A 25,104-nucleotide genomic window follows, 5' to 3' on the forward strand; every position below is an offset into this window, starting at 1 on the left:
TCAGAAACGCAAGAAGCATCTCTGACACTTTACGGGATTCCGTTTGTTAAATCAGGGCGCATTATTCCGCAGAGTCATTTTACCTGAGAGAATGCGCGTGTTCGTTGGCACTTCAGATGTCGGCAACTCTGGCAGGAGGAAATAACCCACCCCGAAGTGAGTTCCCTCATCTTGAATCAGCATCCCCTGCACTTTCACCGCTCGTTTCACAGGCTTGGTGAGGCCAGGGCGGAGATCATCATCCACTAAAGTAAAGCTCCCTGATAAAAGCCCTGTCTTCAGATTGGCACTCAGCTTCGTCACCGCAGGATTGGCTAGAGGGTCAGCCGGCAAGATTTTACTTTTCAACCCAATACTCAGCCCTTGATCTGGGTTGTCTGAACTGGATTCGATCCCGCCGAAATCAAACTCCACGCGAGCATTCGCTGCGCCCGCTGTCAGACCGAGAATCACGGCATCCGTCCCCACCGGCGGCAAAAATCTGGCTCCAACAGCCTCCAGGTTCACAAAAGTTGCCACCGGAGTTCCCGGCAGGCCGAAGCCGTCTTTATATACCCTTACTTTCAAGGATGGGTCCGCAGGTCGGGTCCAGGTCAGTTCACCGCCCACGGTGTTGTCTTCGGTGTTCGCGAGATTGCCTACATCCCCCGCATCAATGTACAGTTCCCCCAGAAGACTACCTTTAATGATCGTCGCATAGAGAGCCTGATACACGAGCACCTGCCCCTGCGGGCCGACAAATGACCCACAGGTGATCTTCTGCCCGTCAGCAGTCACTCCAGCCACATTCACTTTGCCATCTTTCGCTGTTGTGAAGAACCCATATCCACACCCCTGAGGCACATCCGCATCACCGACCAGCCCACCAATTGTAGGCACTCGCAAACCAAAAGTGTGGAGCCCGAAGTAAGGCACAGCTTGCTGATCCTTCGCATTCCATTTTTGACGCCAGCCATGCACGACAGCGACAGAAGCCGATTGGGTCACCGCCGCATTCGTCAGCACTTGATTCGTCGTATTCACATCGAACTCCAGCGTCACCACAGCAGGGGCAGGCTTGCCCGGAGGCTGGACGGTGAGTTCCGCATGCGGCGGGCTACCACCATCAGCTTGAATCTCAAGGCTTCCTTTGAGCGCTGTCTTCACCTTTCCAAAAGTCAGGCTGCCGGTGAAACTCCCCAGTGCCGTGATCTTCAAATCCAAACGTCCCCCTACGGCTCCAAAGATCTGCTCATGTCGTTCCACCCATCCCACGTAGGTTCCCGCCAAGTTTTCTGGGTAAGGTTTCACCACCAGGAGGAGATCGACCGTCCCGGTGCCGGAACTGTTCTTGACGGTAAAAGTGACCAAACGACTGTCCGCCTTAGTCGGCTTACCTGTGATTTCACCGGTGGCTGGATTCAGTTTCAGCCCGGCAGGCAGATTCTTCGCACTGAAAGTCAGCGAGGTGCCTGCCGCTTCGTCATTGAGGATGAGTTTGTGATAAAAAGCCCCTCCAACGATGATCTCATCCATGTTTTGAATCTCCAGAATCGCCGGTGCCGTGGACGTTACTGCGACACTCAAGGGAGGACTGAAATGCCACAACCGCCCTGAAATGATAGGCCTCACCGAAAGCATGTAATCCCCACCTTCTGTCGGATTAAAATCAAATTCCTCCTGCCCTGCCTGAACGGTCTTAATCACAGTATCCGACGCGTCTAACAATCCCGTGAAAGCAATCTCGTCGATAAACCATCCGATTGAGTCCTGAGTGCCGGGAATGTAAAAAATGCCACCATTGTCGTAGTTGAAGCGGAGCTTGATCTGCCTCCCCACATAAGGAGCCAGAGACACGGTGCGAAGCAGAAAAGAGGTTTCGCCTGCTTTGATGTTTTCACGGTCTGGACTCGTGCCAGCCTGCTCATACACACTTTCCCAGCTTAGACCGTCGTTGATCGACACCTGCACCTTGGCGGTCTGATAAACACTGGCCGTTCTCAGACGGCTTCTGAAAGCCAGTTGAGCGCCAGGCTGCACAATGAATGGCTCTTTATAAGTCAGTGTTACTGCGGACACCCCCAGGTGAGTCAGACGGTAAGCTGCCGACCCTGAATGCTTCACCGTGGTCGAGCGCGGCGTGTAGCCCGCCGTTGTCACAGCATTCATTCGACTCAGGCTGTCGGCCGAGTCATTCGTGGCAGGTGTGGGAAGCACGGCCTGCCATTGATAGCCTGTCGCTCCACCCGTTTGTGGGAAGGTGTATGTGGTCGAAGCACCCGCCGCCGTAGTGGCAGGTCCAGTAGGGCTAGGCTCGATATAAACGGGTGTAAAATCGACTTTCACATTCGCCTGATTGGCAATGGCGGCAGGTCCCGAACTGTTCATACCTAAGCCTGAAAAGCTTGCCGTGCGATTCGCATTCGCCGTCGGCACAGGCACGGCATAACCACCTGAGGTGGATGTGACAGCATGAAAGCTGGAGCCGGATACATTCACCGTGATACCACCAATACCTTCACCGGGATCATAGAAGTCATTCCCGTTGATGTCATAATAAGCCACTCCTGTGACAAAGGCTTGGTTGGTATTCCGTGCACCGAAGTTCTGAGTGACCAACTGAGGCCCGACGGTCAGCCCTGAAACTGTATTTTTTTTGCTGCCCAGTACGATGCCAATACCCACTTCTCGGAAATCTTCGTCATGAATGTTGACGCGATGGCCTCGGCCCGACTGCATACCCCCCGGGCCTGCCCCCCAATCCACTTGGAAACCAGCATGCCCGTTCAAAACGGAGGCGGCAAAGGCAAAGACATTCTCGCCGAGGGTTGAAAAGTTATACCCGGCATCTAAGGCACGATCACCGACATCATCACCATTGGCACTGAAGTGGGTTTGCTCCGCGCGGACAAGCATGTCCTGCGAATGCAAACGTGCGCTATTGATCAGATTGGCATTCATCGCCAACGGCGGCCGGGCAGCGATGGCATCAAACTCATCCTGCATCATATCCACATCCACCTCAAAAGAATCAATGCCCCCCTTCACTGCCGGGTCCGTGCTGGTGGCCAGCCACTCCCCCTCAGCAGCGGGATTGGCGCGAGCGCGGTTGATCAGCTCGAGATACAACTGCTCGTCATCCGTGGGCACACCGATGGAATACAATGTGGTGCTCTGAGCGCCAACTGGGATGGCAAATGCCCATGCTAGGCAAAGCATGGCGGCTGCTTTTTTCATGCCAGCAATGTTCCATTCCTCCACCTATCAGGCAAGGTCCATAAGGTCAGAAATCAAGAACAGGCGGCTAGGTCAATATCCGCCCGCTCTCTTTTTAAACACTGCGTTTTGCATGCCCTAACAACATCTGATTCCCCACATACCTGCACACTACGGCTCAAACTACCTCCGCACCGTCACGGTGAGTCGGGGTCGGTTTACCCGGACGGAAATGCTCCTCATGCTCGAGCTTCGCCGTCAGCCCTGGGAATGCGGAAGTGGTCTTGTTTAAACCAGCCTGCACGGCCTGCATTAGAGTCGCAGGATCCGCCTCGGCACGCAGATTGACGATGAGCTGTCCACCCTCGCTCGGTTCGTCCAGTTCCATGCCGAGTTCCGGAATGTAGTCACTGCGAACGAGATTGATGGACGCCAGTTCCCCGGCAATGCCGTCATCCGGGCTGTAGGTCATTTTGAAATGAGCGATTTCGGTTCCCTCGCTCTGCAGGCGCTGCTGCACATTCACGGCGAGGGATTTCAGGAAGTCATTCGCTTCAAACTCATCTTCCGATTTCAGGGTCACTGTCGCATTCAGCCATCCTAGCAGTGCCTCTCCGTCGGCATACACCTCATAGTCCACCGCCATGGGATTGCGGCGTGCTTGTTCATCGGTCATGAGCTGGGAAAAGAGCGTCTCCAGACCAGCATCGAGGCGCGGTGAGGCGCTGAGAATACGAGCCTCGGGAAACTCACGCTGGAGGACCCCATGCAGTTCTTCACGCTGCTCATCACCGATCAAATCGCTCTTGCTGATAACGATGACATCCGCCTCTTCGAGCTGCTTTTTGAAAATGTAGGCCACCTTGCTGGAGAACGTGCCGCCTTGATCCAGACCAAACACGCGACGTGCCCGCACCGGATCCACCAGCACGCTCAGTGGAGCGATGGTAAAATTATCTCCATACATGCGGCGCAGCGGATAGGTCACGGTCGCCACGAGGTCCGTGCAGCTTCCCACAGGTTCGGCAATGAACACATCCGGCTTGGATTGATCAGACAGTTTGTTAGCCGCATCCACCAGCGTATTGAAACGGCAACAGAAGCAACCGCCTGCAATCTCCTCGGTGGCGTAGCCTTGACCCCGCAGCAATTTCGTATCCACCAGTCCACCGGCTTGATCGTTGGTGATGAGGCCCACGCGGAGGCCTTGATCCGTGAGGTGCTTGGCCAAACGACCGACCGTGGTGGTTTTCCCCGCACCGAGGAATCCACCGATCATGATGTAACGTGCTTTAGACTGGGTTGGCATGGCTTCTTTTGATCCACCGGGAGGTTCGATGCAAGCTTCAGCTCAGAAAGGCTCGGCAGAGAACCTCCGTCCATCCGTGGACACGGCGGGTAGCGGTGGAGTCTGTCGGCTCGTTGGCTTCATTTGCACAAAAACGCAAATACAAACCAGCTTCCCGGCCTGAGTCTTTCAACGGCCGTGCCGAAAATCCCCTCGATTTATCGCGCGCTCAGCACGTCAATCTTCACCACCTGCCTGACCCAGCGAAAGTGCCGCCGTTCTTTCGGCAACACGATGCGAAACGAGCCCTGAGCCGTATCCAGGCTTTGCCCGTTCACCGCATCAGCCAGGATCACGGGATCATCCGTGCAGCGGGGATCGAACTCCGGCGGAGCAAACACAGTCCGATAGCCATCCGCAGCAGTCACAAGAACATATTGGGCCAGGGCTGAGCCTCTCAGGCTATCGCCTAGGCGCAACCCAGCCTGTTGTAAAACCTGATACAACGGCACTCCCGTCCACTCAGCCTCCAGACCGCCGTGATCTTTGGCTTTCACAGTTTGGTGAGGTAGCAATTCCAGATCTTCGGCGGTGAGCTTGAGCGGCTTTTCTTCCCCGACTTTCACGATCAATTCAGACGCGTGAGACGTGATGGCTAACGCTAAGACCAAACACCCCAAGAATCCACGCAGGTAAGCAGTCATAAAATTCGCGGCCTAAAACTTCACCTGCATGTTCACAAAGAAGCTACGCCCTGCTTCTGGAAAGCCTTCAGCCAGTTTATAGTTCCGATCCGACAGGTTATTCACGCCCGCACTAAGTGTGAGATCGCGAGGCAGGTGCAAAGAGAGCTTCAGGTTCGTGATCGCCCAAGCACCTGCTTCGATGCCATAAGTGGTGGAGTAACGTGAGCCGTTGTATTCCACGCTGGGAATGATGCTCAGCCACTTTACCGGACGAATGTCTGCATAAGTGAAGAAGCTGTGCCGTGGCGTATCAATCAAACGCACATTCGGTTGGCTTTCGTTCTTGCGATCAAGGTAGGCGTAGTTGGCCGTGAGTTGAAAGAACTCCGAAGGTTTCCAATCAAAACCCAACTCAGTGCCGAGATGGCGGCTGCGGCCGACGTTTTGAAGCTGGTAAACACCGAGCTGCACGTTGTCCACGCGCTGAATGGTATCGTCAGTCTCCGCCGCAAAGACATTGGCTCGCAGCGTCCAGTTCTTCGCTACTTCGCCATCGTAGCCGAGCTCAAAATGCCAGGCTGTTTCAGGCTCAAGATTGGGATTGGGAAGTGCAGAACCCATGCGATAGGAATAGCGATCCTTGATGGTGGGGAAGCGGCTTTTCCGAGCCACGGTGGCGTGTAGCTGTTGAGCGTCATCCAACTTGTAGAACACGCCGAACTGAGGGTTGAAGGCCTCAAAGGCATCACTGCTCAGGGGTTCATTGAGCGCATCTACAGCCTCCGACACTTCACGACGATCATAGCTTACTCCCACCACTACACTGAGCTTGTCCGTAAACTCATGTGTATCCTCGATGCCCAAGGACCAAGTCGTATCCTCAAAGACAAAGTGATCACCTTCCACCCTTGCCGTCGGGTGATCGGGGAGAGAGGTCTGCTGTTCATCATGATGATCCAGTTTCGCGTGAATGGCCGCTTTCAAGGTATTGTGTTCCCCGAGCTTGGTGCCGAACTCGATGGCTCCGCCGAGAGTCCAATCATCGTAGAAACTTTGGAATGCTGAGTTTGCCGTCTGCGCATCATAGCCGTTGTTATCGTAAGCGAAGAGACTGTTTTCAAATTGGTCGTAGAAGAACCGAGTTTTCACATAGGTATCTGGGGTCAGATGCGTCTTCGTCATCAGATACACCGTTTGTTTATCCCAACTCGGCCACTGCCAGAAACGGGAACGCATCAGGGGATCTTCACCCACATAAGTTGGGTTGCCTTTAGAGCCACGCTGAATGACATAACCCAGAGCGAATTCATCCGTTTCATTGGGGGTATAACCGATCTTCGCACTGAAACGCCAATCTTCGCGCCAAGCATTGTTACGCCGTCCACCGTCTTCCAAAGCATGCCGCTGATAGTCATCCGATAGCGGATAAGAATCGACATTCAAAAACGAACCGCCGAGTTGCAGATACCCCTTCTCCCAACGCATGCCCACATTGAGCGCAGCCTGATACCCCCCTTCTTGAAACCACCCCGCTAACAAATCCCCTTCCAAGGGACGCTCGGGCCGACGGGAAACGATATTGATGGCACCGCCGAGTGTATTGGCACCATAGAGGACCGAGGAAAATCCTTTGTTCACCCGTATCTCGGCCACATCAGCGGTCGTGAAACGACGCAGGTCCACATAACCATCGTAGGGGACGTAAACGGGGATACCATCGATGAAGACCGGTGTTTGGCGCAGATCAAAACCGCGCACGTTCATACCCGCTTCATTGCGGGGCCCCGTATTGCTCATCGTCACACCGGGAGAGAGGCACAGTGCTTCCGCCAGGTCCATGCGCTCGAGTTGACGAATCGTATCTGCGGGGAGGACATCCGCATTGGCATCCACTGTGGGCTGATCAGCATAGGCCGTCACCACGATGGTGCCGAGTGTAAATGGTTCCGGTTCTGCCGCGCTAGAGGCGGGCGCAGCAAGGGCACACAACAGGACAGAAGCACGCGGGGGCATGCTGCCAAAAAATCATCTCGTTATATTTTGTCAAACATAACGACCTGAATTAAACCTTGGACGCCAGCTTTAGAAGGGTGCGCTGATGTTTTTTGACCGCCGCGTCCACCTCACCGAGCAATGCTTGATAAGCCTTGAGCACCGTTTCGCCCTGCTCCGTCAGACTGGCCCCACCTCTCACGGCTCCGCCGCGCGACGAGGCGACCAAGGGGGAGGGAAAGAGATCGTTCATCACCTTCACATGGCGCCACGCCCGCTGATAGGACATATCCATCCTCCGTGCGGCCTCCGAGATGGAACCCGTCTCCTGAATGTGCCCCAGCAGTTCCGCTTTGCCCGGGCCTAGAATGGTGACCTCACCCAGGAGCATCCGCAGATGCAGAGCCATGCGAGGGGTGGCGACAGTGTCCGGTGTGGAGGCTGTAACGGCGGTCATGCGGCTATCCTACGCGCATCCACCAGGAACTTCTAGCACCGCCTTTGACAAGCTGGTGTCCGCTCAATCTTCCTCAAACTGATCGAGATGAAACTGGCAGCAGCCCAGGTCGAGGGTCTGAGTGCCGGGTTTCATCCGTATGCGAAAGGCCTCGGCGAGCGAATAAACTCGCTGCTGGCTATGCTTTTCCACTTCGATCAGCCCGGCTTCGCGCAAGACTCGAAGGTGCTTCGAGGCATTGTAGGGCGTAGCCGCCAGTTGCTCGCACAGGTCATTGACGCAACGAGGGCCGTCCAACAAAGCACGCACTAGGGCAAAGCGAGTCGGTTCACCCAAGGCACGCATGGCGGTAAGGCAGTCAAAGTGGACACGACGGCTGCGAGGCATGGCAGGATGATGACGTGGAGAGGCTCTTTATGCAAGATCGGCCTCTCAAAGCCTCGGCAGTTAGTCGTCAGCGCCAGGTTTAAGCGGCAACTGCGGCTGGCTGCGGAATTTGTTCCAGTGATCCACCGCTCCCCAAATGATATAGGTCAGCACATAGCCCACGGGAGCAAGAGCCCCGCCTAAAAAGACACCGCCAATGAACATGGCCTTGGCAAACTCGATGCCTCGAGCGATTCGTTCATGTCCCTCGGCGATCTTGGCCACCGCGGCCGTGGGATCACCGAACTGATGCATGATCCAGGTGCCTATCCAGTTTTCGAGCAAACCGATGGGGGCCAACGTCGCTGGGTTACTGACCCAACACATGGCGATGGCGATGGGGATATTGACACGAAAAATAGCGGCCAAAATCGCTGCTGTGGGCATCTGAATCGGCAGCAGTTGCACTGTGACAAACAGCCCTACCGCCATACCACCAGCAAAGGTATGCTGCGTGGGCTTCCACACTCGCTTATCCAGAAAGTGCCGGGCAAACCAGCGCATGAGCGGACTGGTCTTCAGTTTCCTCGGGTGCTTGAGGAAACGGTAAGTCTTAAAGACGGAGCGGCGAAAATAGCCTTTAGCGTATTCAACCATGAATCAAATTTTCAATGTGCTGCTGTCGCAGCGTAAATCAGGAGTCCAAATCCTAATACGATCCGATAGACCGCAAATCCGTTGAATGTGTGACTTTGGACAAAACGGATCAACCATTTCACCACCACGAACGCCGAAAGCGCACTCACCACAGTCCCCAGGGCTAGCAGCGACCAATTTTCACCTGCCCCTCCGTGTTCGCTCAATTCAGAAACGATTTTGAGTCCTCCTGCAGCAATGAGCGTCGGGATGCCCAGAAGAAATGAAAACTCGGTTGCGGAGGGACGCGCAATCCCAAAAGCCATGGCCATCAGAATGGTGGCTCCAGACCGCGAAGTGCCGGGAAAGACGGCCGCCAAAAGCTGAGCGCCAGCAATCGCAACGACCACCAACCAAGACATATCAGACGTTCCTTCTTTGCCACGATACAAACGCTCCAGGACTAAAATAACGATACCTCCAATGAAAGTCGCCCAGGCCACGGGAGTCACCGTTTCAGGGAGCTTGACCTCCAGTTTCTTCAAGATCAGTCCGCCGATGGCCGTGAGCAGGAAAGCCACCGCCAACTTCGCCAGATAACCACGGGTTTCAGGAGATCCCAAGGTAGTGACCATCCCTTTCACTCGTTTGGCAAAGACCGCCAGCACGGCCAGCACAGCCCCGCTTTGGATCACCACATTGAACAAATCACTCCTGGGCTGAAGCCAACCCAGAGTCTGAGGAATCAGCAAATGCCCCGTGGAGGAAATGGGTAAGAACTCGGTGACACCTTCGATGATGCCGAGAAAAATCACGGAAAGCCAATCAGGCATGAGAAAATGGACGGGGGCAAGGGGATGAGAACTGAAGGGGCCCAATAACGGGCGGGAGGCATAGGTTTGCAAGTTTCACAGACAAACCCATCAGAATCATGTGACGCCTCCGCCGCAATCTACGCCCTGATTGCGCCATATTGACACCGAGATGCAGTTTCTGATAGCCTTCGCTGAAACCACCCAGTCCCGATTCGGTTTACACCATCTATGAAAGACCTGCTCACCCTTTCCTTAGCCGTCGCCCTGCTCACGGGATGCGAAAAAGTTCGCATCGTCAGCCCTGAACAGGCGGAAATGGAAAACCGCATGAACTCGCTAAGAGCCGAGGACGCTGGATTGCAGCAGAAAATCCAGACGCTGCGCCAAGTGCTGCCTCCAGAGACGAACTCACTCCAGGCGGCGACTCAACTCTCGGCCAAGCTGGAAGGTGATAATCAGCAAATCTCCCGGCAATTAACCCAAGCCATTCAAGATTACGAAGCGACCAAAACCTCAGCCGCCAAGCTCCAGCAGGAGGTCGATGTCCTGCGCAAAGCGTCCGCTCGTTAACCCTCCTCAGTCCTTCGCTGGTCACTTTCATCACTCTTTTTCCTGCCATGAAAAACTTGATCGCCCTGGTCATTTTCGGTGTCGGAGCCTTTGCGGCCTACAACTACTGGGAACATCTCAATTTCAAAAGCAACACAGACCAACTCACACGTGATCTGGCGGCTTACGAACAAGGCGTCGAACTCAAGCGAACCGAATTTCAGACCCTGGTGAAAGCTGTGGCGTGGGACCAAGACAACAGAAAGAAACTGGCTCAGATTTCCGAAGTTCAGAAACAGCAGGCCAGTCTCCAAGAAACTCAGGCCAAACTGAATCAAGAGCGCAATCAAATCATCACGTCCCTCCGCGCCTCGGTCCTCAACAAGCCCATTCCTGAACTCGCGCTTAAAGATGGCCGCAAGCTCAATCAGGCCACCATCACTCAGGCGAACGACAGTGTGATTACGGTCTCTCTTCCTAGCGGCATCGTAAAAATCACGCCTGCCGATCTAACACCAGAATGGCGTCAGCGCCTCCACTACTGAAGCCTCGAGACCTACCTGTAGCGAGAGCTAGTCGAATCCTAACTAGCCTCGCCCACAGAACTGTCTTCAGTGATTGAACAGGAAGGCGGGTGAATTGATCAACGCCCACGCAAGGTCTTGAGCGGCGGTGAGGCGCTTATCTTCGAGCTGTTTGCGGCTTAGCTCGGCATCGCGACGGAGTTGCACCAGCTTCGGATCTAACACGATCGGATTCGTAGCCTCGGTGTATTGATTCTTCAAGACGATCAACTGAGGATCCACTTGCACGGGTCTTTGTGCCGCCACCAGGGTCTTCTTCGTGGATTGGTAATCTTTGAATTGAGCCAAGAAATGCGCGGCGAGAGCTTCCTTCTGTTCTTGCGTGCGCTTTGCCACAGGAGCCTTGATCGCATCTGCCACCAACTTAGCAACCCCGAAGCGTGGCGCTGGGCTGGAGGTCACCCACAAGCGGAAACGCCCGAGGTTATACTTCCCATTTTGGAAGGGCTGACTCATCTGCACGATGATCTGCGCCCCACCTTTGTAGGCAATGGGCTTGGCAAACTCAAAGATGGCTTCATGCCGGTAACCACCCTCAGGTGACACGGCCCAGCCTTTGTCCCGGTTCCCCTTCTTCAGAGCCTCTGTCACAGGAAATCCAGTCTGCTCGAAGTCAGCCTTGGGATTGCGCACTTCCACGGGTGTTCCGCCTTTGACACGCTTACCGCCTTCGGCGCTTGCCGGAGTCGCACTGACATTGAATTCACTGAGCACGAAGTTGCCATCCGGGGCCAAACCTGGTCCATTGTTAGGCAGGCTGTCATCGGGCAGCACTTCCAGCTTGATGGCCGTGATCGTCTCCAACGGTGACTTACCATTCACCATGTAGTTGCCCGGAGTGACCTTGCCATCCGCAAGGGGTGTGGCTAAAACAGAGCCATCCGGCTGCACTTCCAGTTTTTCCACGCCTCCAGCGCGATTGACAGTCAACTCCAAGGGATACCACTCCGTGCTGAGATCCGCATACTGCTCCCATCGGGGTTGCTGGACAGGCGCGGTGTCAGCCACTTTTTTCACACCCTCTTCCGCTTTCTTGATAGCTGCCAGACGAGCCTCTTCTTTCTTCTTCCATTCGGGAGCCATTTTCACTTTATAACTTTCCAGTTCCCCCTTGGTCTTCTCCATGAGCGCTAGGCGATCTGCTTCAGCTTTTTCGATGACAGGCTTTTGCTCCACCTCCTTGGCTTGCCACTCTGCGGCCAGCACTTTGTTTTCGGAATCCATGCCTGCCATGCTAGCCAGGGCCGCATTGATCTCCTTACCTGTGGGTTTGCGATTGAGGATACGAACAAAGATCTCTTCCACGAGCTTGGCATCATCCTTCACCTCACGAGCCAGCTTGGCGATGGCGTTGTTCGGATCGCTGATCGCATCCCCCACGGTAGGCCCCGACATCAAGGCCATAACCGGCCCGAGGTTCACTTCATTGCTGCGTTCGCACTCACAAACGCTCTCACGTGCAGGTTTGCCAAAGTTAGTGAGGAAGCCATCGGGAAGCTGGGTCTGTCCGTCAATGAGCTGAGCCGCACGAGTTCCCTTCGGCACACCCGGAATGTTAGGCATGGAGCCCGTCACGGCAAAAACGGAGTCAAACAGCACCTCAGCGGGCAGACGGCGCGCCTTCGCATGACTGTAGTTCACCTTGTCGTCTTCATTCCATTTGTTGGTGGCGAGACTGAGCTGATACGAGCGGCTCTGGGTGATGATCTTCATCAGGTGCCGCACATTGAAACCACTCTGGATGAATTCATTCGTGAGGTATTGTAGCAATTCGGGATTGCTCGGTGGATTACCAGCGCGAATGTCATCCAGCGGCTCAATCACACCTGTGCCAGTGAGATAACCCCAGATGCGGTTGGCATAACTCATGGCGAAGTAGTCATTGTCCGGGCTGGTCATCCAGGTGGCGAATTGCTCGCGCCGTGTTTTGGCGGTCTTGCTCACCAACTCCATCTCGAAAGGCACCTTGGGTGCGACTGGGGCATTGGTGCGCAGGTGATTCATCTCCCCTTCAGTCTTGTCGCTGACAATCTCGTAGAGAGGTTTGGCTCCTTCGACGGCCGTGCCACCGATGGTCTTACCCGCACTTGCAGGATCGGTCTTCAGATCCACTTGGGCAAAGAAGGCTGCGGTTTGATAATACTGATCCCAGGTCCATTTCTCGAAGGGATGGTCGTGACACTTGTTGCAGTTGAAACGAGTGGCCAGGAACAGGTGCGTGGTATTCTCCACCAACTCTTCAGGTGTCCGCACGGTTTTAAAGTAAGCGGCGGCCGGATTGTCCTTGGTAGAACCCGTGGCCGTGATGATGCGATAAGCCATCCGATCATAAGGTGTGTTATCCGCCACCTGCTGCTTGATCCAATCCCGCAGAATTTTGACCCCCTCAGTGCCCAGGAATTTACTATTCACCTGAAGCATGTCCGCCCATTTGTTGGCCCAGTGATCCACGAAGTCTGGATTGCCAATCAGCTTATCAATGACTTCGTTGCGCTTGGTCCGGGTATCACGGTTATCAGCCACGAAGGCGCGCACTTCCTCCGGCTTCGGTGGCAAGCCCGTGAGGTCAATATGAATACGGCGCAGGAAATCCTCATCCGTGCATAAGCCGCTGGGCTCAATCTTCATGCGCTGCCATTTCTTGGCCACCAATTCATCGATCTTGGTCCACTTCTCGGGCTCTTTCCAAGCGAAGCCTGTGCGGTCTCCCATCACGGTCACCGTGGTGGCTGCATAGGCGCCTTCAAAGCGTGCCAGGATGGCAGCCTCACCACGACGCAGGCTGGTCATGAGTCCGCTCTTGTCGGCTTCGATCACATCGCCATTGCCGCTTTCCATGAAGGCTTCAGCGGTCACGTCTTTGACATAACCATCTGCATAACGAGCGATCACTCGCATCTGCTGACGATTACCGATGCGCTCAAGCACAGGGTTCTTCGGAAACACCTCGATGCTGGTCACGCGCGGAGTCTTCAGATCCAGCCTGGCCCCCTGGCTGATCCAGGCTTTCAAGGTCTCATAATACAGTTCTCCAGGAACGGTGAGCTGCCCACCTTCATGTGGCACAGAACCGCTGGCTTTCAGCAGCATAAGCGAGTGATCTGGGGAGGCCACATTCACACGCCGACTGCCGAGTTCGTCGGTGAAAGCCAGCACGTCATAAATCGGATCATAACCGCGCAGGCTGAGCTTGAAGCCTGCTTTACCATCCTTGGCACCGTGGCAGGTTCCCATATTACAACCCAGCTTCGACGTGATGGGCATGACGTCACGCACATAGTCCGGTTTCAAGGCTAAGTTCATGCCCGCAACACTGACGGGGATCACCGCGCTCTTGCCCATGAAAGCCACCTTCACCTCGCCTTTGCCATCCTTGATCGGACGCACCATGCCGCGTTCATTGACCGAGGCTGCGTCACCGCCATTGAAGGTCAGTTTAGCCATGCGGGTGATGTCAGCCTTGGAGCCGTCACTCATCGTCGCCGTGACCAAGAGTTGTGCATATTCCGTGGGTTTTGCCACGGAGATGGACGTGGGCTGGACCTCGATGGAAGCCACGGTGAGCCCAGGAACCAGAGTTTCCACCTTATCGTCCTTCGTGGCCGTGGCACGCACGCTGTCATCGGCGATCACTTCACTGGCAGCCAAGGCCTTGTTTTCGGTCAAGGGCACACTAACAAATTCCTTGGCAATTTTGCCTGTGCTTGCCTCGATCAAACGAATCCGGCCATCCTGACCCGCCGCAGCCACGGTTTGGCCATCGGGACTGAAGCTCACGGTGAAAACGCCCCCAGTAGGCATCGGCGTGCTGGAGATCAGCTTCACATCTTTGACGATCCAGTCATCCAACGCTTTGCCAGTGCCACTGCGAGTTTCCACGATGGTCTTCACCTCGTCCGGCATGGTGCTGTCGTAGTCGGAAGCGTAGATATTGACTTGACCCGTACCTTCATGGGAGGCGCCTGCGACGATGCGTTTACCGTCAGGTGCAAAGTCCACACCGAAGATACGACCCTGCATCACGGGGAATTTACGAATGAGGTTGGCGTTATCTCCAATGACGCGCTTGGTGATGCGCTCCATGCGGTAAATCGCAGGCATGCCATCGGTGCCACCGATGAGGATTTCATTCCGAGATGGGTGACGTGCCAAAGCCTGCACGCCGCCTTTCAGGGCTCCAGGAGTGATGGAGGTGATGTTGTCAATGAAGCGCTGGGTTTCCACCTCGGTCAGCTTCACACTCATGTCGCGGCCGCAGGAGACGAGCAGCTTGCCATCCGTGCTCCACACCGTGTCCAGTACCCAGTCACTGTGCCCACCCATGAACAGGGTTTCTTTACCCGTCGCCGCATCGATGGCCCGCAGGCCGTTATCCGCACAGCCGACAGCAATGAACTTGCCATCAGGCGCCCAGCTCACCCCATAGAGGGTGTCAAAGGTGAGTGACTTCGACAACTCCAACTTCTTCTTGGTCACATCCCAGACCTGAATCTCGCCCTCTCGCGCCGGGCTCCCCCCAGTCACGGCGATCTTTTTGCCATCGGGGGACCAAGCCAGCTTCTGAATGCGCTCCGAGAGCCCCACCAGACGCGCCACAAGGCCGCTGCCGTCCGCTTTGTGAATGAGCACCTCATGATATCCCGCCACCGCGAGCATGCTGCCATCAGGCGAATACTCCATCGACGTCACCGCCGGAGCCGTGACATACACAGGCGGATGCTCCATGTCATAGTGAGCCAAGGCCGAGGCCGGGGTATCATCCTTTGCTCCTTCGCTGATCCAGCGTTTGATGAGGGCCAGTTGCGTCTCATGCAGAGGATCGCCTTTGGGTGGCATTTCGACTTTTCCCTCCGCATTGGGAGAAGACAACTTGATCAAATTCGACTCCTCGGGCTTCCCAGGCACAATGGCATTTCCCTCTTCGCCGCCCGCGAGCAATTTAGCGAAGTCCGTCATCACGTAATCCCCCTTGGCCTTCGCTGGCTGGTGGCAGCCCGTGCAGTTCGCCTGAAGGATGGGACGGATGTGTTTGTAAAACGACACCGGCTTGTTCGGATCGATGCCCTCCTCCTTTTTCGGCGGTGCCGCGTGAACGGCCAGCGCGAGCATGGACAAGCATGAGAAGGTAAATAGCGGTGTCTTCATGGGTGGCTGAAGGAGGTCTAACAAAAGTAACGCACGAAAACGCAAGCCATAGCTGGTCTCTTGCCCTCCCCAGTGCAGTCCGGCGGGATCATCCATGCCAGATGGGGGGAAGTGACAGGGGAAGATGCCCTCTTGGCAAAACCCTTAGCCTGATTAAATTGCGTCTATGAACTTCGATTCCGTCCACCCAGGCCTCCGCCCGATGGTTGACGCTATTCAGCGGGACCAGATCTTGCGTGCTCGTCAAATGACGCCCGAGGAGCGCTTTGCGGAGGCTCTTGACCTCATGGATTTCGCTTATGAAGTCATGGAAAACGGTGTCCGCACCGAACACCCTGAGGCGAACGACGAAGAAGTGACTCAGCTCCTCAGGAAAAAGCTTTCTCGCCTGCGCTACAGGGAGGACTATGGCCTTTTTTCTCCGCCCCGGAAAATCCTATGAAACAGAGCGAGTCTGTCATCTTCATTCTCAGCGCACTCGAAACCTCAGGGATTGAATACATGGTTGGTGGTTCCGTCGCCTACATGAATTATGCCATTCCTCGGGCAACCAAGGATTTTGATTTGGTCATCCAGATTCATGAACCGGAATTCACTGAATTTCTAGGAGCCGTCGCGCCGTCCTTCGACTTGGATCCACAGATTTACGTGGAGAGTCTCACTGGAACCAAACGCTACATTCTCCAGCATCGGAAAACCGCTTTTGATGTCGAACTCTTCATCCGAAGCGAAGATCCACATCATCTAGAAATGTGGGGGCGCAAATTCAGGCGGCGCCTTGTCTTCTGCAATTACGAAGCATGGATCCCCACTGCGGAGGACATGATCATTCAAAAGCTCCGCTGGGGACGCCCACAAGATCTGGTGGATGTGGATAATATGATCACGATCCAATCCCCCAACCTCGACTGGCCTTACATCGAGCATTGGTGTGATCAGCATGGCACAAGGCCGCTGCTAGAGCAGATCCGAGCCAGCCTGCCGCCCCTGGACTGACCGCCGTTCCACACGAAAAGTCGGTCTCTCATCGCGCAAAGGTTGCAGTCGCCGTTTGTCCTGTCAGGATGGGTTCCCCCATGCCAGTCGAACACCTCAGCCAGCGCCTTTTTGCCAGTGTCTCTGCGGACTTCTTTCGTCCGTTGGTGCGCCCTTCGGCACCGGTGTATGTGGATGGTGCGGATCGCCTGATCGAGGAGGCCGGAGAGGCCGGCCGCCTGCCCCAGTCCGACGCGCTGGCGATCTTACGAGAGGTGCTCTCTCAGCATCCCCAGGTGGCCTTGCAAGAGGACGAAGGCGGCGGGCTTCAAGACATTCGCGCCCGAGCAGGCAAGCTGTTTAATCAGATGCTCCAGGTGCGCTGGATCGAGGACCAAGCTGTCAGCCTGAATGAGCGCTGGGTCATCATCTCCCCTTCCCTGCGCCCGCTGATGCGCACCCTGCGGGATCTGGCGGAAAGCGAGATCGCTGAATTGAAAAGCTTTGCTGATACCCTGCGCGGCGTTTGTGTCACTCTGGAGCAGCGGGATGTGCTGAACCCGGTGGTCACTCCCTCCCAGGAACTCCGGGCCACGGTGCACGATCTGCTCCAACGTATGGAGCACGCCATTCTCCAACTCCATGGGGTGGAAAAGCTGATCCACGGCTTTGAAAAACGCCAGCGAGAGACGGAATCCGGTGCCGAGACCCTACGACTGTTTTATCACGACTTTCACGAAGGCCAGCACATGGTCTGCTATGACGTGCTGCGCAGCGGTGGCCTGCTGCCTCGTCTCCAGCGTGCCCGCACGAAGGTGCGCGATGCCACAGAGAACCTGCTGCTCGTCCAGCACCTTGCGGATGGCATTCGCGAAAATCGCACGCACCTGGATGAAAACGAGGCCTGGGAATTGGCCAATACCCAGATCCAACGCCTGGAGCGCCAGCTTGCCGGTCTTCGCCTGCGAGCCGAGGCCATTGATGCTCGTGTGGCTTCCTTCAACCGCCTGTCCGTGCAGCGATATCGTTATCAGTCAGAGCTGCGTGGTCGCCGTCCGGACATGATCAAAAACTACTGCGATGCCATCAATGCCGTGCATCGCGGTAAGAAGTTCAATGAACTGCGGATCGAGCCGGACTTCCCGCTCATGACCCCAGAGGTAGATTTCTTCTATGGCTTCGCTTCCCTGGCCCGTCCGCGCCGCGCCCGCGCCCAGGTTGCCCTGGAGCTCGGCGAATCCCTTTCCGCCGAAGACGAAGCCGCCGATCTGGAGCGCCTGCGCCAGCGCCAGAAATTCGCCCTCACCCCACACCGCGCGGCCCGCCTCGTGGCCCGTCTTCTACGTGAGCATGGCCCTGGTGTCAGCACTGAGGGTTTCAAATTGGAATCGCCCGAGGAACTGCTCGACCTCATGGCCGCAGCCGCCTATCACCACGGCATTGATGCCACCTCGGGTGAAGAGCAGCGCTGGCAAATCCAGAGCACCAGCCGCGAGCACGCCCTGCAACCTGAAAACATTCCCCTCGATGCCCAGGCTGGCTGGCGTGTCGAACGTTTCGCTTTAGTCCGTCCCTCATGAGTTCCCTTCCCTGGCCATCCTTCTGGGCCGATGTGCCCGAGCGTGATCGCTCCCCCATCCGCGATGTCTTGTCTGACCTCCTGCGTCACGGCGTCATCCTCGGTGATGAGGGCAGCGGTCGTGACTCCTACCTCCTCGTTCGAGATCAGTATCCAGATCACATCCGCGAATACCTGGCTCCGCTCGGCCTGGAGCTGATCATTGACCACGAGCCTCCGCTCATTCAGGCACGGCCCGTGCCGGAGGAGTGCCAGCTTTTGGCCACCTTCACCAAGGATGAAACCCTGCTCGTGCTCGCCCTGTGGCGTATCTACGATGAATCCCGTGCCGAGCAAGCCGCCGAGGCTGTGATCGTCACCGCCAATGACCTGTGGGTGAAATGGCGCGTCTTCTTTGAAAACATCGAGCCCCCGGGCATCACCGCCCTGGAGGAACTGCTCGCCCGCCTGCGCCGCAAGAAGCTGATCCGCTTCCAACGCAGCGACGACAGCGCCCGCCCCGGTGAGGCTGTCATCGAGATCCTGCCCAGCCTGCCGCGCTGCATCCCCTTTGATAGCATCGAGGCTTGGTTAGAACGCGCCAAGCTCTACGAGCCCGAGCAAGTCGGCACCGCCTTGCCTCTGGAAGAATAACCCCCGTCCGTTTTTAGCCCTCTCCTCATGGATCGCCCTCAGCGAATCACTCTCAGCCGCGTCATTGCCATCAACTGGTATGGCTTCCGCCGCATCATTGACCTGAACGGTCTGGCTCTCCTTTGCGGTGAAAACGGCACGGGCAAGTCCGCCCTGCTCGACCTCGTGCAATTTGTTTTGTTAGGCAGCAAAGGCACGCGCTTTAACCGCGCCGCCACGGGCGATGGCAAACGTCCCACGGGTCGCGATCGCGACCTGCGTGGCTACTGCCTCTGCGACACCAATACCAAGACCCAGGATGGCCAGCCGCGCTACCTACGCCCTAGCGGCGTGACCTTGGCCGCACTCGAGTTTGAGTGGCCTGCGGAGGAAGGCGCTGCTGAACCTCGTCGCGAGACCTGGGGCGTGCGTGTGGAGTATGAGGGCCCGACTTCGGATGCCCGCTACGTTTGGTTTTACACCCCCTGCCGCCTGCATTGGTCGGACATCACGCGTGAGGCGGATCTGACTCAGCCCGGCAAACAAGAGTTGCTGCCGGAAGATGAATTTCGTGTGCGTGTGAAGCGCGATCTCCAGGGCGATTACTTCGGTCGTCTGGAAACCTATCTCGAAGAGATGGGTGCCCGTGAGCACCTCTTCTTTGACCGCACGCAGATGAATAAAACCCTGCCGGGAGCGATCGCCTTCCAGCCGGTGGAAAACTTCGAGCAGTTCATCCGTGACAATATCCTGGAACCCGGCCTGCCCGAGGTGCGTGAGGTTCGTCGAAGTCTCGATGCGCTGCGTGAAGCGGAACGTCGCGTTGATACCTTGGGAGATCAGCTCGGTTACCTCCAGCGCATCCGTGAGCATCATCTGACCTTCAGCTCGGCTCGGCGTGAAGAAGCCCTGTTCGGCCATCTACGTGCGGCTCTGGACCATGCCGAAGCCGAAGAAAAATTCCTGCGGGCCGGTGGCGATCTCCTGGCCCTGCGTGACAAGCATGCTGAGGATAAGCTGAACATGGCCAACGCCGTGAGCGAGCGTGATCAGGTGAAGTCCCGCTACGATGAGGTGAAGCTGGTCGCGGGCCGCGATGACAGCCTGCGCAAGCTCAGTGACCTGCGTCGTCAGCGCGAGGATCTGAAGCCCCGCATCGAGCGCCTGCGCCTTGCGGCACGCACCGCCCATGAGATGCTGAATCAACGTGCTCAGCATTGGGAGGAGTGGCTGCGCTACGGTCAACGTGTCGGTTTGAACGCCAAACTGGAACGCGCCGATCTGCTCTCCGAGCTGAGGCATCAGGACGCCCATGTCGGCCTGGAAGCCCTGCCTGGGCTCGCCCGTGAATACGACCGCATCAGCCGCCTGGGAGAGGACTGGATGCGCCCGAAGAAGGAAGAGCTGGATGATCTGGAGCAGGCCGAAATGGATCTGCAACGCCAGCTCGTCAGCCTCAGCGAGGGCCGCACCCAGGCGACTCCGCTGCTGGATAATCTGCGCTCCCGCGGTCACAAAGCTGACCTCTTCGCCCGTGTGGTGGAGGTCAAGCCCGAATTCGAAGCTTGGTGGCCACTGCTGGAGTCCGTTCTTGGACCCCTGCGCCATACGGTCATCATTGAGGATGGTTCTTATCTCGCCGCCTGGGAGCAATTCCAGAAAATCACCAGCACGGAACTGCTGGCGAACATGGATGAAATTCGCGCCCTAAACCCCGAAGCCGCCAAAGGCTCTCTGGCCACTATGCTGGAGACGAAGAACAGCGACGCACAGCTTCTCATCAATCACTGGTTAGGCCAGATCATCGCCGTCAGCAGCACCGACAAGCTGAAGCTGCATGATCGTGCCGTCACTCAGGAAGGTATTCTCAAAGAGCCAGGTCTGCGCCGTCACGTCAGCATCGAAAAAGAACTGACGCTGGGTGAAGAAGGTCTGCGCCGCATGCGTGAGGAACGTGAGGAAGAGATGGAACGCGTGCGTGGGTTCATCGCCGATTATCGCCGCGAAGTTCATGCCGTGCGCGGTTGGCTGCAGCGCGGTCAGGAATATCGCCTGGGTGAAGATGCCCCGAAAGCCTCCGCATCGGAACTCGCCCAACTGCCTGCTCTGGAAACCAATGAGCGTCAGTTGGAGGAGACCATTCAACTCCTGGCCACCCCTGAACAAGAGCGGCAACTTCAGGAAATGGATGAGCTGGAAATGCGCCTGCGCCGCTTGGAGCAGCGCATCGGTGCCCTCACCACCGCCGTCACCGAATTCGCCGTCAATGAACGCATCCTCACCGAGTTGGTGGATAGCAGCCGCGAGGAATTCCAGACCGCCACGCTCAGCCTCCATGAAAGCCTGAACCGGCTGCCACGGGGGTTGTCCCAGGATGAAATCTCCGCCGCTCTCACCGCAGCGCTGCAATCTGGAGGCAGCTGGCAGAAGCGCAAAGACCAAGCCGACTACGGACGTCAGTCTGCTCACGACCGTGCCGAACGCACGCGCCGGGATCGCAATGACGAGCGCAGCAAGCTGGCCGAAGCCCATCAGGAGTATCGTTACGACTTCGACATCGAGGACGATGACAACGCCCGCTATGACGCGCGCTGCAATGACCTGGAAACCCACGGTTTGAGTCACTATCGCAAGCTGGCCGAAGAACGCCGCCGCGAGTGGGAAGAGCGCCTGCAGAGCCAAGTGCTCGATGTCCTGCGTGAAAAAATCGATGATGCCACCCGCACCATTCGCGAGCTCAGCAAGATCCTCGATCAAGACATCGGCCGCTACCGCTACCGCATCTCGCAGACTCGTGATCGCGCCCAGTCCGCCATGTGGGGCCTTCTGGAAAACGGGGTCGGATTCAACTCCTCCGACGTGCTCTTTGCCGCCTCTCATCAGGATGAAATCAACAAGGCCAAGGAGGAACTCATGGCCGCCATTGATAACCCCGATGATCCGAAAGCCCAGCGCCTGCTCGACTACCGTTTCTATCATCGTTATGACATGCTCATGATCCCGAGCGGTCACAGCGAAGAGGCCGCCATCTCCCTGCAAAACAACGCCCGCAAGATGAGCGGTGGTGAAAACCAAGCGCCCTTCTTCGTTTCCATGCTCGCCGCCTTCCACCGGGTCTATGACCTGGGTCGTAAAGACGCCCGCAAAAACCTCGGTCTCGTGGTCATGGATGAAGCCTTTTCCAAGCTCAGCGGCGACCGCATTGACGACTGTCTGGCCCTGGCTCGAAACTTCGGTCTCCAGCTCCTCCTCGCCTTCCCCATGGACCGCCTCGGCACCATGATCGAACACGCCGACACCGTCATCGAGTGCCGCGTGGACCGCAAGCGCGACGGCCAAGGCCGCGACATTCACATCGAAAACTGGGTGGTGCCATGGAATAAGGACAAGCTCTTGCAGGCACTGGCGGGATAAAGCGGGGGCACTGTCGTTGGGCCCACCATGTTGAGTGGCGAAAAGACGTTCTCCCTCGCCCCACTTGTGGGGAGACGGCCGGGGTGAGGGGCCTTGTTGCTAAGCGCAAAACCCCTCCTAACCATTGGACACCTCTGTCCACTACCCCCTATTTTGAGCCATGTCGCCCGCATGGCTCAAAACCTTTTACGACCGATGGAATGCCGCGCGAGGCGAGCAGCTCACGCCCGGCAAGATCGCCTTTCGTTATGACTGGAACCAGCTCCTCGATGAAGCCAGTCTGCTGAGAGTTGAAGATCGCCGTGCCGCTGAACGCAACCTTCTGAAACTCTGCCAGACCACCTCGGCAAGTCCCGCCAGACTCCAAAATCAGGCACACAAATACCGCCGCTACATCATCGAGAAGATCATCCTTCCGGTCGCGAGCGAACCCTGGCTCATGGAGACCTTCGGACACATCCCGGCGGTTCAATTGCAGGCCGAGGCCTTGCAGATCGTCGAGGCGTTCAAAGGATGCCCCCATCCGCTCTACCCCGAACTCTGGACCTCCTGGTGTCTCCAGATCGAAGCCGCCTTTCAGCAAGGTCGAAACCTGCATCCGCTGTTTTGGAAAAGACCTTCCGAAGTCCGTGAGTTGCTCCAGCTCACTCACGCCTTCACTTCGAAGACCTGGCAGGACGGCACGAGGATTCGTGAGGCCAGCATGGCTCTCGTCCAGGACTCCAAAGCCTTGGAAGATCGCCTGACTCTTCTGGAATCCTGCCTGAGCAGCCTGTTCGAGCGCCCCTCCACCTTGGAGTCCTTCGGCATTGTGCTCTCGGAGAGCGAGGTCAAATTCGTCGGTGATCTGACCCTGCACTATGCAGACGGCAGCTCGCGCCTGATCCACAAACTGAAAGGCATCACCACCGTTTCTCTGTCGCCCGATCTGGAAGAAGCCGTGCGTGCCAGCACCTCCGCCACGCGTCTGCTCACGGTGGAAAACTCCAAGACCACGCTCCCCGCTCTGGCGGCCAAGAACACCGATGGCAGCACCTTGCTCGCCGCCTGCTCTTTCCCCAGCAAAGCCTTGGTGCGGCTGCTTCAACTCCTGCCGCCGGATCTTCCCGTTCATCACTTCGGTGATACCGACCCCACCGGCTTTTTGATCCTCTCCAAATTGCGGCAGCAAACGGCTCAATCCGTCCGTCCCTTCCTCATGCAGCGTCAGGCTTCAGGCCCGCCCGTGCCCCTTTCAGAGCGCGACCTCGCCCTCCTGCCTGGATTGCTCGCCGATCCCCTCCTTGCGGATGTCCGCGACGAGCTGCAACGCATCTCCGATACCCGAGACAAAAGCGGCTTCGAACAAGAAGGCCTCGGCAGGCCCGACCTCGATGGTTGGCCGTTTTACCGGAGTGCCGAGGGATGCTGAGGCCATTGATTTACACCGCAGAGATTGGAAGACCGCAGAGAAGACTTTGTTAATGTCCCTCTGCGGTGTCATTCCATTCTTGCCTGCTCCTGCGTCTTTATGACACGATGTCGTCATGAGATATGGCGTATGCCTGCGCTTCCTGCGTTTGAGCCTTTGCATTATCAGCCTGTTCCTCTCTTGGGAGGTCTGGGGCTGTCCCAATTGCAATGTTTACAATCACCTCGCGACCGCCGTTTATACCGCCGATTTTGTGGGCATCGGTTCCGTTGCCACGGTGTCGGCAGATCAGAACAGTGTGACTGTAAGGATGAAAAAGGGATTGCGAGGCAAGGTGACAGCCGCCGAAGGCTTCACCTATGAAAACCCTCTTCGGCACGCGTTGGCACCGGGGGCTGAGGTCGCGATCCTGGGCATGAATAGGTCCACGGGAATGACCGGTGCCCCGATGGTGCTCCCTGATTCGCTGATCCCGGAACTGCATCTGCTGCTCGCCCAGGCACCGGCTCAAAACGCCGATGAGGCGGCGCGCCAGATGACGGCGGTTTCGAGTCTTCTTCATTGGCAGGGAGTCGGGTATTACAAAGCCTTTCCGGATCCGGTGCAGCAGCTATTGAAGGAGAAGGTTCAATCCTTTCGCTACGATCCGGCAAGCACCTCTTTCCATGAGCAAACGCAATGTTTGTTCGGCATCGCCGCCATCATGCGCGGCCCGACCGCAGGCGCGGAGGAGATCGGCCTACAGATCATGGACGAGTTTTGGAAGCTGCCCGAGACCGGGATGGATCCGCGGCAGGTTCAATGGGCTCTCACCCGGCTGACCGCGGTGTTTGACATGATCACCGCCCTGAACTTGCCACGTCTCAAAGAGCAGGCTGTCAGTATGATCGGGTCCGCTTCGGGAGGCCAGTTTTTGCGCCTGGCTCAATGCCTGATCGTTTCACGGCTGATGACTCCGGCCGAGATCGCCGGAATGATCCGATACGCCCCGAATCTGGCCTTGCTGAAACAGGCGACGGTCCTGGCGGCACTGCGGTTTCAATCCTACTGGTCCAGGGATGAGGCGAGAGATCTGGCCAAGGCGGCGCGGGCCCTGTCGCCAGGACAGAAGGATCTCGTTCTGGATGGCCTGGAGCGGGAACTGTCAGGACAGCCGATGGCCTTATCCTTCAGACGCCCTTCGTTGGAAGAAACGCCGGATGGCCCTGGCTGGGCGGTGGAGTCCGCTCTTTACAGCAATGACTTCTGGAACCGCATTGAGCCCTATCGCCCCGTCAGCTTGCTTTGGAAGCTGAGCCTGGGAGTCCTCGGTCTCGGACTGCTGGCCTTGACGGCATGGGGTTTCAGCCGTCTCAAAAACCGTTGCCGTGGCAGGATGGAGGCCATTCCAGCCTGACAGA

The 25,104-nt window shown here is 56.8% G+C and carries 18 protein-coding genes; 9 read left to right on the plus strand and 9 right to left on the minus strand.

The genetic code is table 11. The features are described from left to right. Window positions 1-51 precede the first annotated feature (51 nt). The 8 genes from B5D61_RS02655 to B5D61_RS02690 form a co-directional block, all read right to left on the minus strand. On the minus strand, window positions 52-3,216 hold the full coding sequence (locus tag B5D61_RS02655) for a putative Ig domain-containing protein (RefSeq protein WP_078811770.1): 3,165 nt from the start codon (window positions 3,214-3,216) through the stop codon (window positions 52-54). Between the two features lie 157 nt (window positions 3,217-3,373). After that, complete coding sequence (locus B5D61_RS02660) at window positions 3,374-4,504, minus strand: GTP-binding protein (RefSeq protein ID WP_217698894.1); 1,131 nt, start codon at window positions 4,502-4,504, stop codon at window positions 3,374-3,376. 197 nt (window positions 4,505-4,701) lie between these two features. After that, on the minus strand, window positions 4,702-5,187 hold the full coding sequence (locus tag B5D61_RS02665) for a molybdopterin-dependent oxidoreductase (protein WP_078811771.1): 486 nt from the start codon (window positions 5,185-5,187) through the stop codon (window positions 4,702-4,704). A 12-nt stretch (window positions 5,188-5,199) separates the two neighbouring features. After that, window positions 5,200-7,182 carry a TonB-dependent receptor plug domain-containing protein gene (locus B5D61_RS02670; RefSeq protein WP_078811772.1) on the minus strand — a complete coding sequence of 661 codons (1,983 nt, stop codon included), beginning with the start codon at window positions 7,180-7,182 and terminating at the stop codon, window positions 5,200-5,202. Between the two features lie 49 nt (window positions 7,183-7,231). After that, the gene (locus tag B5D61_RS02675) at window positions 7,232-7,618 is read right to left on the minus strand and encodes a winged helix-turn-helix domain-containing protein (protein WP_217698895.1); all 387 of its coding nucleotides are present in this window, start codon (window positions 7,616-7,618) and stop codon (window positions 7,232-7,234) included. A gap of 63 nt (window positions 7,619-7,681) precedes the next feature. After that, on the minus strand, window positions 7,682-8,005 hold the full coding sequence (locus B5D61_RS02680; protein ID WP_078811773.1) for an ArsR/SmtB family transcription factor: 324 nt from the start codon (window positions 8,003-8,005) through the stop codon (window positions 7,682-7,684). 60 nt (window positions 8,006-8,065) lie between these two features. Continuing rightward, window positions 8,066-8,641 (minus strand): DUF2062 domain-containing protein, encoded by a 576-nt coding sequence (locus B5D61_RS02685; protein ID WP_078811774.1) that lies wholly within the window; start codon window positions 8,639-8,641, stop codon window positions 8,066-8,068. 11 nt (window positions 8,642-8,652) lie between these two features. After that, window positions 8,653-9,453, minus strand: coding sequence for an undecaprenyl-diphosphate phosphatase (locus B5D61_RS02690; protein ID WP_078812155.1), 801 nt, complete (start codon window positions 9,451-9,453; stop codon window positions 8,653-8,655). Between the two features lie 210 nt (window positions 9,454-9,663). On the opposite strand from B5D61_RS02690, the gene B5D61_RS02695 reads away from it, so the two are divergent. Together B5D61_RS02695 and B5D61_RS02700 are read left to right on the plus strand one after the other, a co-directional pair. Beyond that, window positions 9,664-10,005, plus strand: a complete 342-nt coding sequence (locus B5D61_RS02695) for a hypothetical protein (protein WP_078811775.1) — start codon at window positions 9,664-9,666, stop codon at window positions 10,003-10,005. A gap of 47 nt (window positions 10,006-10,052) precedes the next feature. Then, window positions 10,053-10,529, plus strand: a complete 477-nt coding sequence (locus B5D61_RS02700) for a hypothetical protein (RefSeq protein WP_078811776.1) — start codon at window positions 10,053-10,055, stop codon at window positions 10,527-10,529. A 66-nt stretch (window positions 10,530-10,595) separates the two neighbouring features. On the opposite strand, the gene B5D61_RS02705 is transcribed toward B5D61_RS02700, so the two are convergent. Further along, on the minus strand, window positions 10,596-15,809 hold the full coding sequence (locus B5D61_RS02705) for a DUF1549 domain-containing protein (protein WP_245846438.1): 5,214 nt from the start codon (window positions 15,807-15,809) through the stop codon (window positions 10,596-10,598). Between the two features lie 70 nt (window positions 15,810-15,879). Between B5D61_RS02705 and B5D61_RS02710 the strand changes: the two genes are divergently transcribed. The 7 genes from B5D61_RS02710 (at window position 15,880) to B5D61_RS02740 (ending at window position 25,100) form a co-directional block, all read left to right on the plus strand. Then, entirely contained in the window at window positions 15,880-16,155 is a 276-nt protein-coding gene (locus tag B5D61_RS02710; protein ID WP_078811777.1) for a hypothetical protein, read from the plus strand. Next, the gene (locus tag B5D61_RS02715) at window positions 16,152-16,709 is read left to right on the plus strand and encodes a nucleotidyltransferase (protein WP_078811778.1); all 558 of its coding nucleotides are present in this window, start codon (window positions 16,152-16,154) and stop codon (window positions 16,707-16,709) included. Before B5D61_RS02710 ends, B5D61_RS02715 begins: the two co-directional genes overlap by 4 nt. Before the next feature lie 80 nt (window positions 16,710-16,789). Beyond that, window positions 16,790-18,268 carry a Wadjet anti-phage system protein JetA family protein gene (locus B5D61_RS02720; protein WP_139373021.1) on the plus strand — a complete coding sequence of 493 codons (1,479 nt, stop codon included), beginning with the start codon at window positions 16,790-16,792 and terminating at the stop codon, window positions 18,266-18,268. Next, entirely contained in the window at window positions 18,265-18,900 is a 636-nt protein-coding gene (locus tag B5D61_RS02725; RefSeq protein ID WP_078811780.1) for a DUF4194 domain-containing protein, read from the plus strand. The genes B5D61_RS02720 and B5D61_RS02725 overlap by 4 nt, the downstream gene beginning before the upstream one ends. 27 nt (window positions 18,901-18,927) lie before the next feature. Next, window positions 18,928-22,293 carry an SbcC/MukB-like Walker B domain-containing protein gene (locus B5D61_RS02730; RefSeq protein WP_078811781.1) on the plus strand — a complete coding sequence of 1,122 codons (3,366 nt, stop codon included), beginning with the start codon at window positions 18,928-18,930 and terminating at the stop codon, window positions 22,291-22,293. Between the two features lie 160 nt (window positions 22,294-22,453). After that, the gene (locus B5D61_RS02735) at window positions 22,454-23,704 is read left to right on the plus strand and encodes a Wadjet anti-phage system protein JetD domain-containing protein (RefSeq protein WP_078811782.1); all 1,251 of its coding nucleotides are present in this window, start codon (window positions 22,454-22,456) and stop codon (window positions 23,702-23,704) included. A 115-nt stretch (window positions 23,705-23,819) separates the two neighbouring features. Next, complete coding sequence (locus B5D61_RS02740; protein WP_078811783.1) at window positions 23,820-25,100, plus strand: hypothetical protein; 1,281 nt, start codon at window positions 23,820-23,822, stop codon at window positions 25,098-25,100. Window positions 25,101-25,104: the final 4 nt, after the last annotated feature.

Source organism: Prosthecobacter debontii (assembly GCF_900167535.1).
In the GTDB taxonomy this organism is placed as follows: domain Bacteria; phylum Verrucomicrobiota; class Verrucomicrobiia; order Verrucomicrobiales; family Verrucomicrobiaceae; genus Prosthecobacter; species Prosthecobacter debontii.

Excerpts from the sequence above, each read along its gene's own strand:
- B5D61_RS02730 (WP_078811781.1), top strand. The coding sequence starts at position 18,928 with ATGGATCGCCCTCAGCGAATCACTCTCAGCCGCGTCATTGCCATCAAC.
- B5D61_RS02720 (WP_139373021.1), top strand. The coding sequence starts at position 16,790 with ATGCCAGTCGAACACCTCAGCCAGCGCCTTTTTGCCAGTGTCTCTGCG.
- B5D61_RS02740 (WP_078811783.1), top strand. The coding sequence starts at position 23,820 with ATGAGATATGGCGTATGCCTGCGCTTCCTGCGTTTGAGCCTTTGCATT.
- B5D61_RS02685 (WP_078811774.1), bottom strand. The coding sequence starts at position 8,641 with ATGGTTGAATACGCTAAAGGCTATTTTCGCCGCTCCGTCTTTAAGACT.
- B5D61_RS02690 (WP_078812155.1), bottom strand. The coding sequence starts at position 9,453 with ATGCCTGATTGGCTTTCCGTGATTTTTCTCGGCATCATCGAAGGTGTC.
- B5D61_RS02670 (WP_078811772.1), bottom strand. The coding sequence starts at position 7,182 with ATGCCCCCGCGTGCTTCTGTCCTGTTGTGTGCCCTTGCTGCGCCCGCC.
- B5D61_RS02710 (WP_078811777.1), top strand. The coding sequence starts at position 15,880 with ATGAACTTCGATTCCGTCCACCCAGGCCTCCGCCCGATGGTTGACGCT.
- B5D61_RS02725 (WP_078811780.1), top strand. The coding sequence starts at position 18,265 with ATGAGTTCCCTTCCCTGGCCATCCTTCTGGGCCGATGTGCCCGAGCGT.
- B5D61_RS02735 (WP_078811782.1), top strand. The coding sequence starts at position 22,454 with ATGTCGCCCGCATGGCTCAAAACCTTTTACGACCGATGGAATGCCGCG.
- B5D61_RS02715 (WP_078811778.1), top strand. The coding sequence starts at position 16,152 with ATGAAACAGAGCGAGTCTGTCATCTTCATTCTCAGCGCACTCGAAACC.
- B5D61_RS02660 (WP_217698894.1), bottom strand. The coding sequence starts at position 4,504 with ATGCCAACCCAGTCTAAAGCACGTTACATCATGATCGGTGGATTCCTC.
- B5D61_RS02655 (WP_078811770.1), bottom strand. The coding sequence starts at position 3,216 with ATGAAAAAAGCAGCCGCCATGCTTTGCCTAGCATGGGCATTTGCCATC.
- B5D61_RS02680 (WP_078811773.1), bottom strand. The coding sequence starts at position 8,005 with ATGCCTCGCAGCCGTCGTGTCCACTTTGACTGCCTTACCGCCATGCGT.
- B5D61_RS02700 (WP_078811776.1), top strand. The coding sequence starts at position 10,053 with ATGAAAAACTTGATCGCCCTGGTCATTTTCGGTGTCGGAGCCTTTGCG.
- B5D61_RS02705 (WP_245846438.1), bottom strand. The coding sequence starts at position 15,809 with ATGGATGATCCCGCCGGACTGCACTGGGGAGGGCAAGAGACCAGCTAT.
- B5D61_RS02675 (WP_217698895.1), bottom strand. The coding sequence starts at position 7,618 with ATGACCGCCGTTACAGCCTCCACACCGGACACTGTCGCCACCCCTCGC.
- B5D61_RS02695 (WP_078811775.1), top strand. The coding sequence starts at position 9,664 with ATGAAAGACCTGCTCACCCTTTCCTTAGCCGTCGCCCTGCTCACGGGA.
- B5D61_RS02665 (WP_078811771.1), bottom strand. The coding sequence starts at position 5,187 with ATGACTGCTTACCTGCGTGGATTCTTGGGGTGTTTGGTCTTAGCGTTA.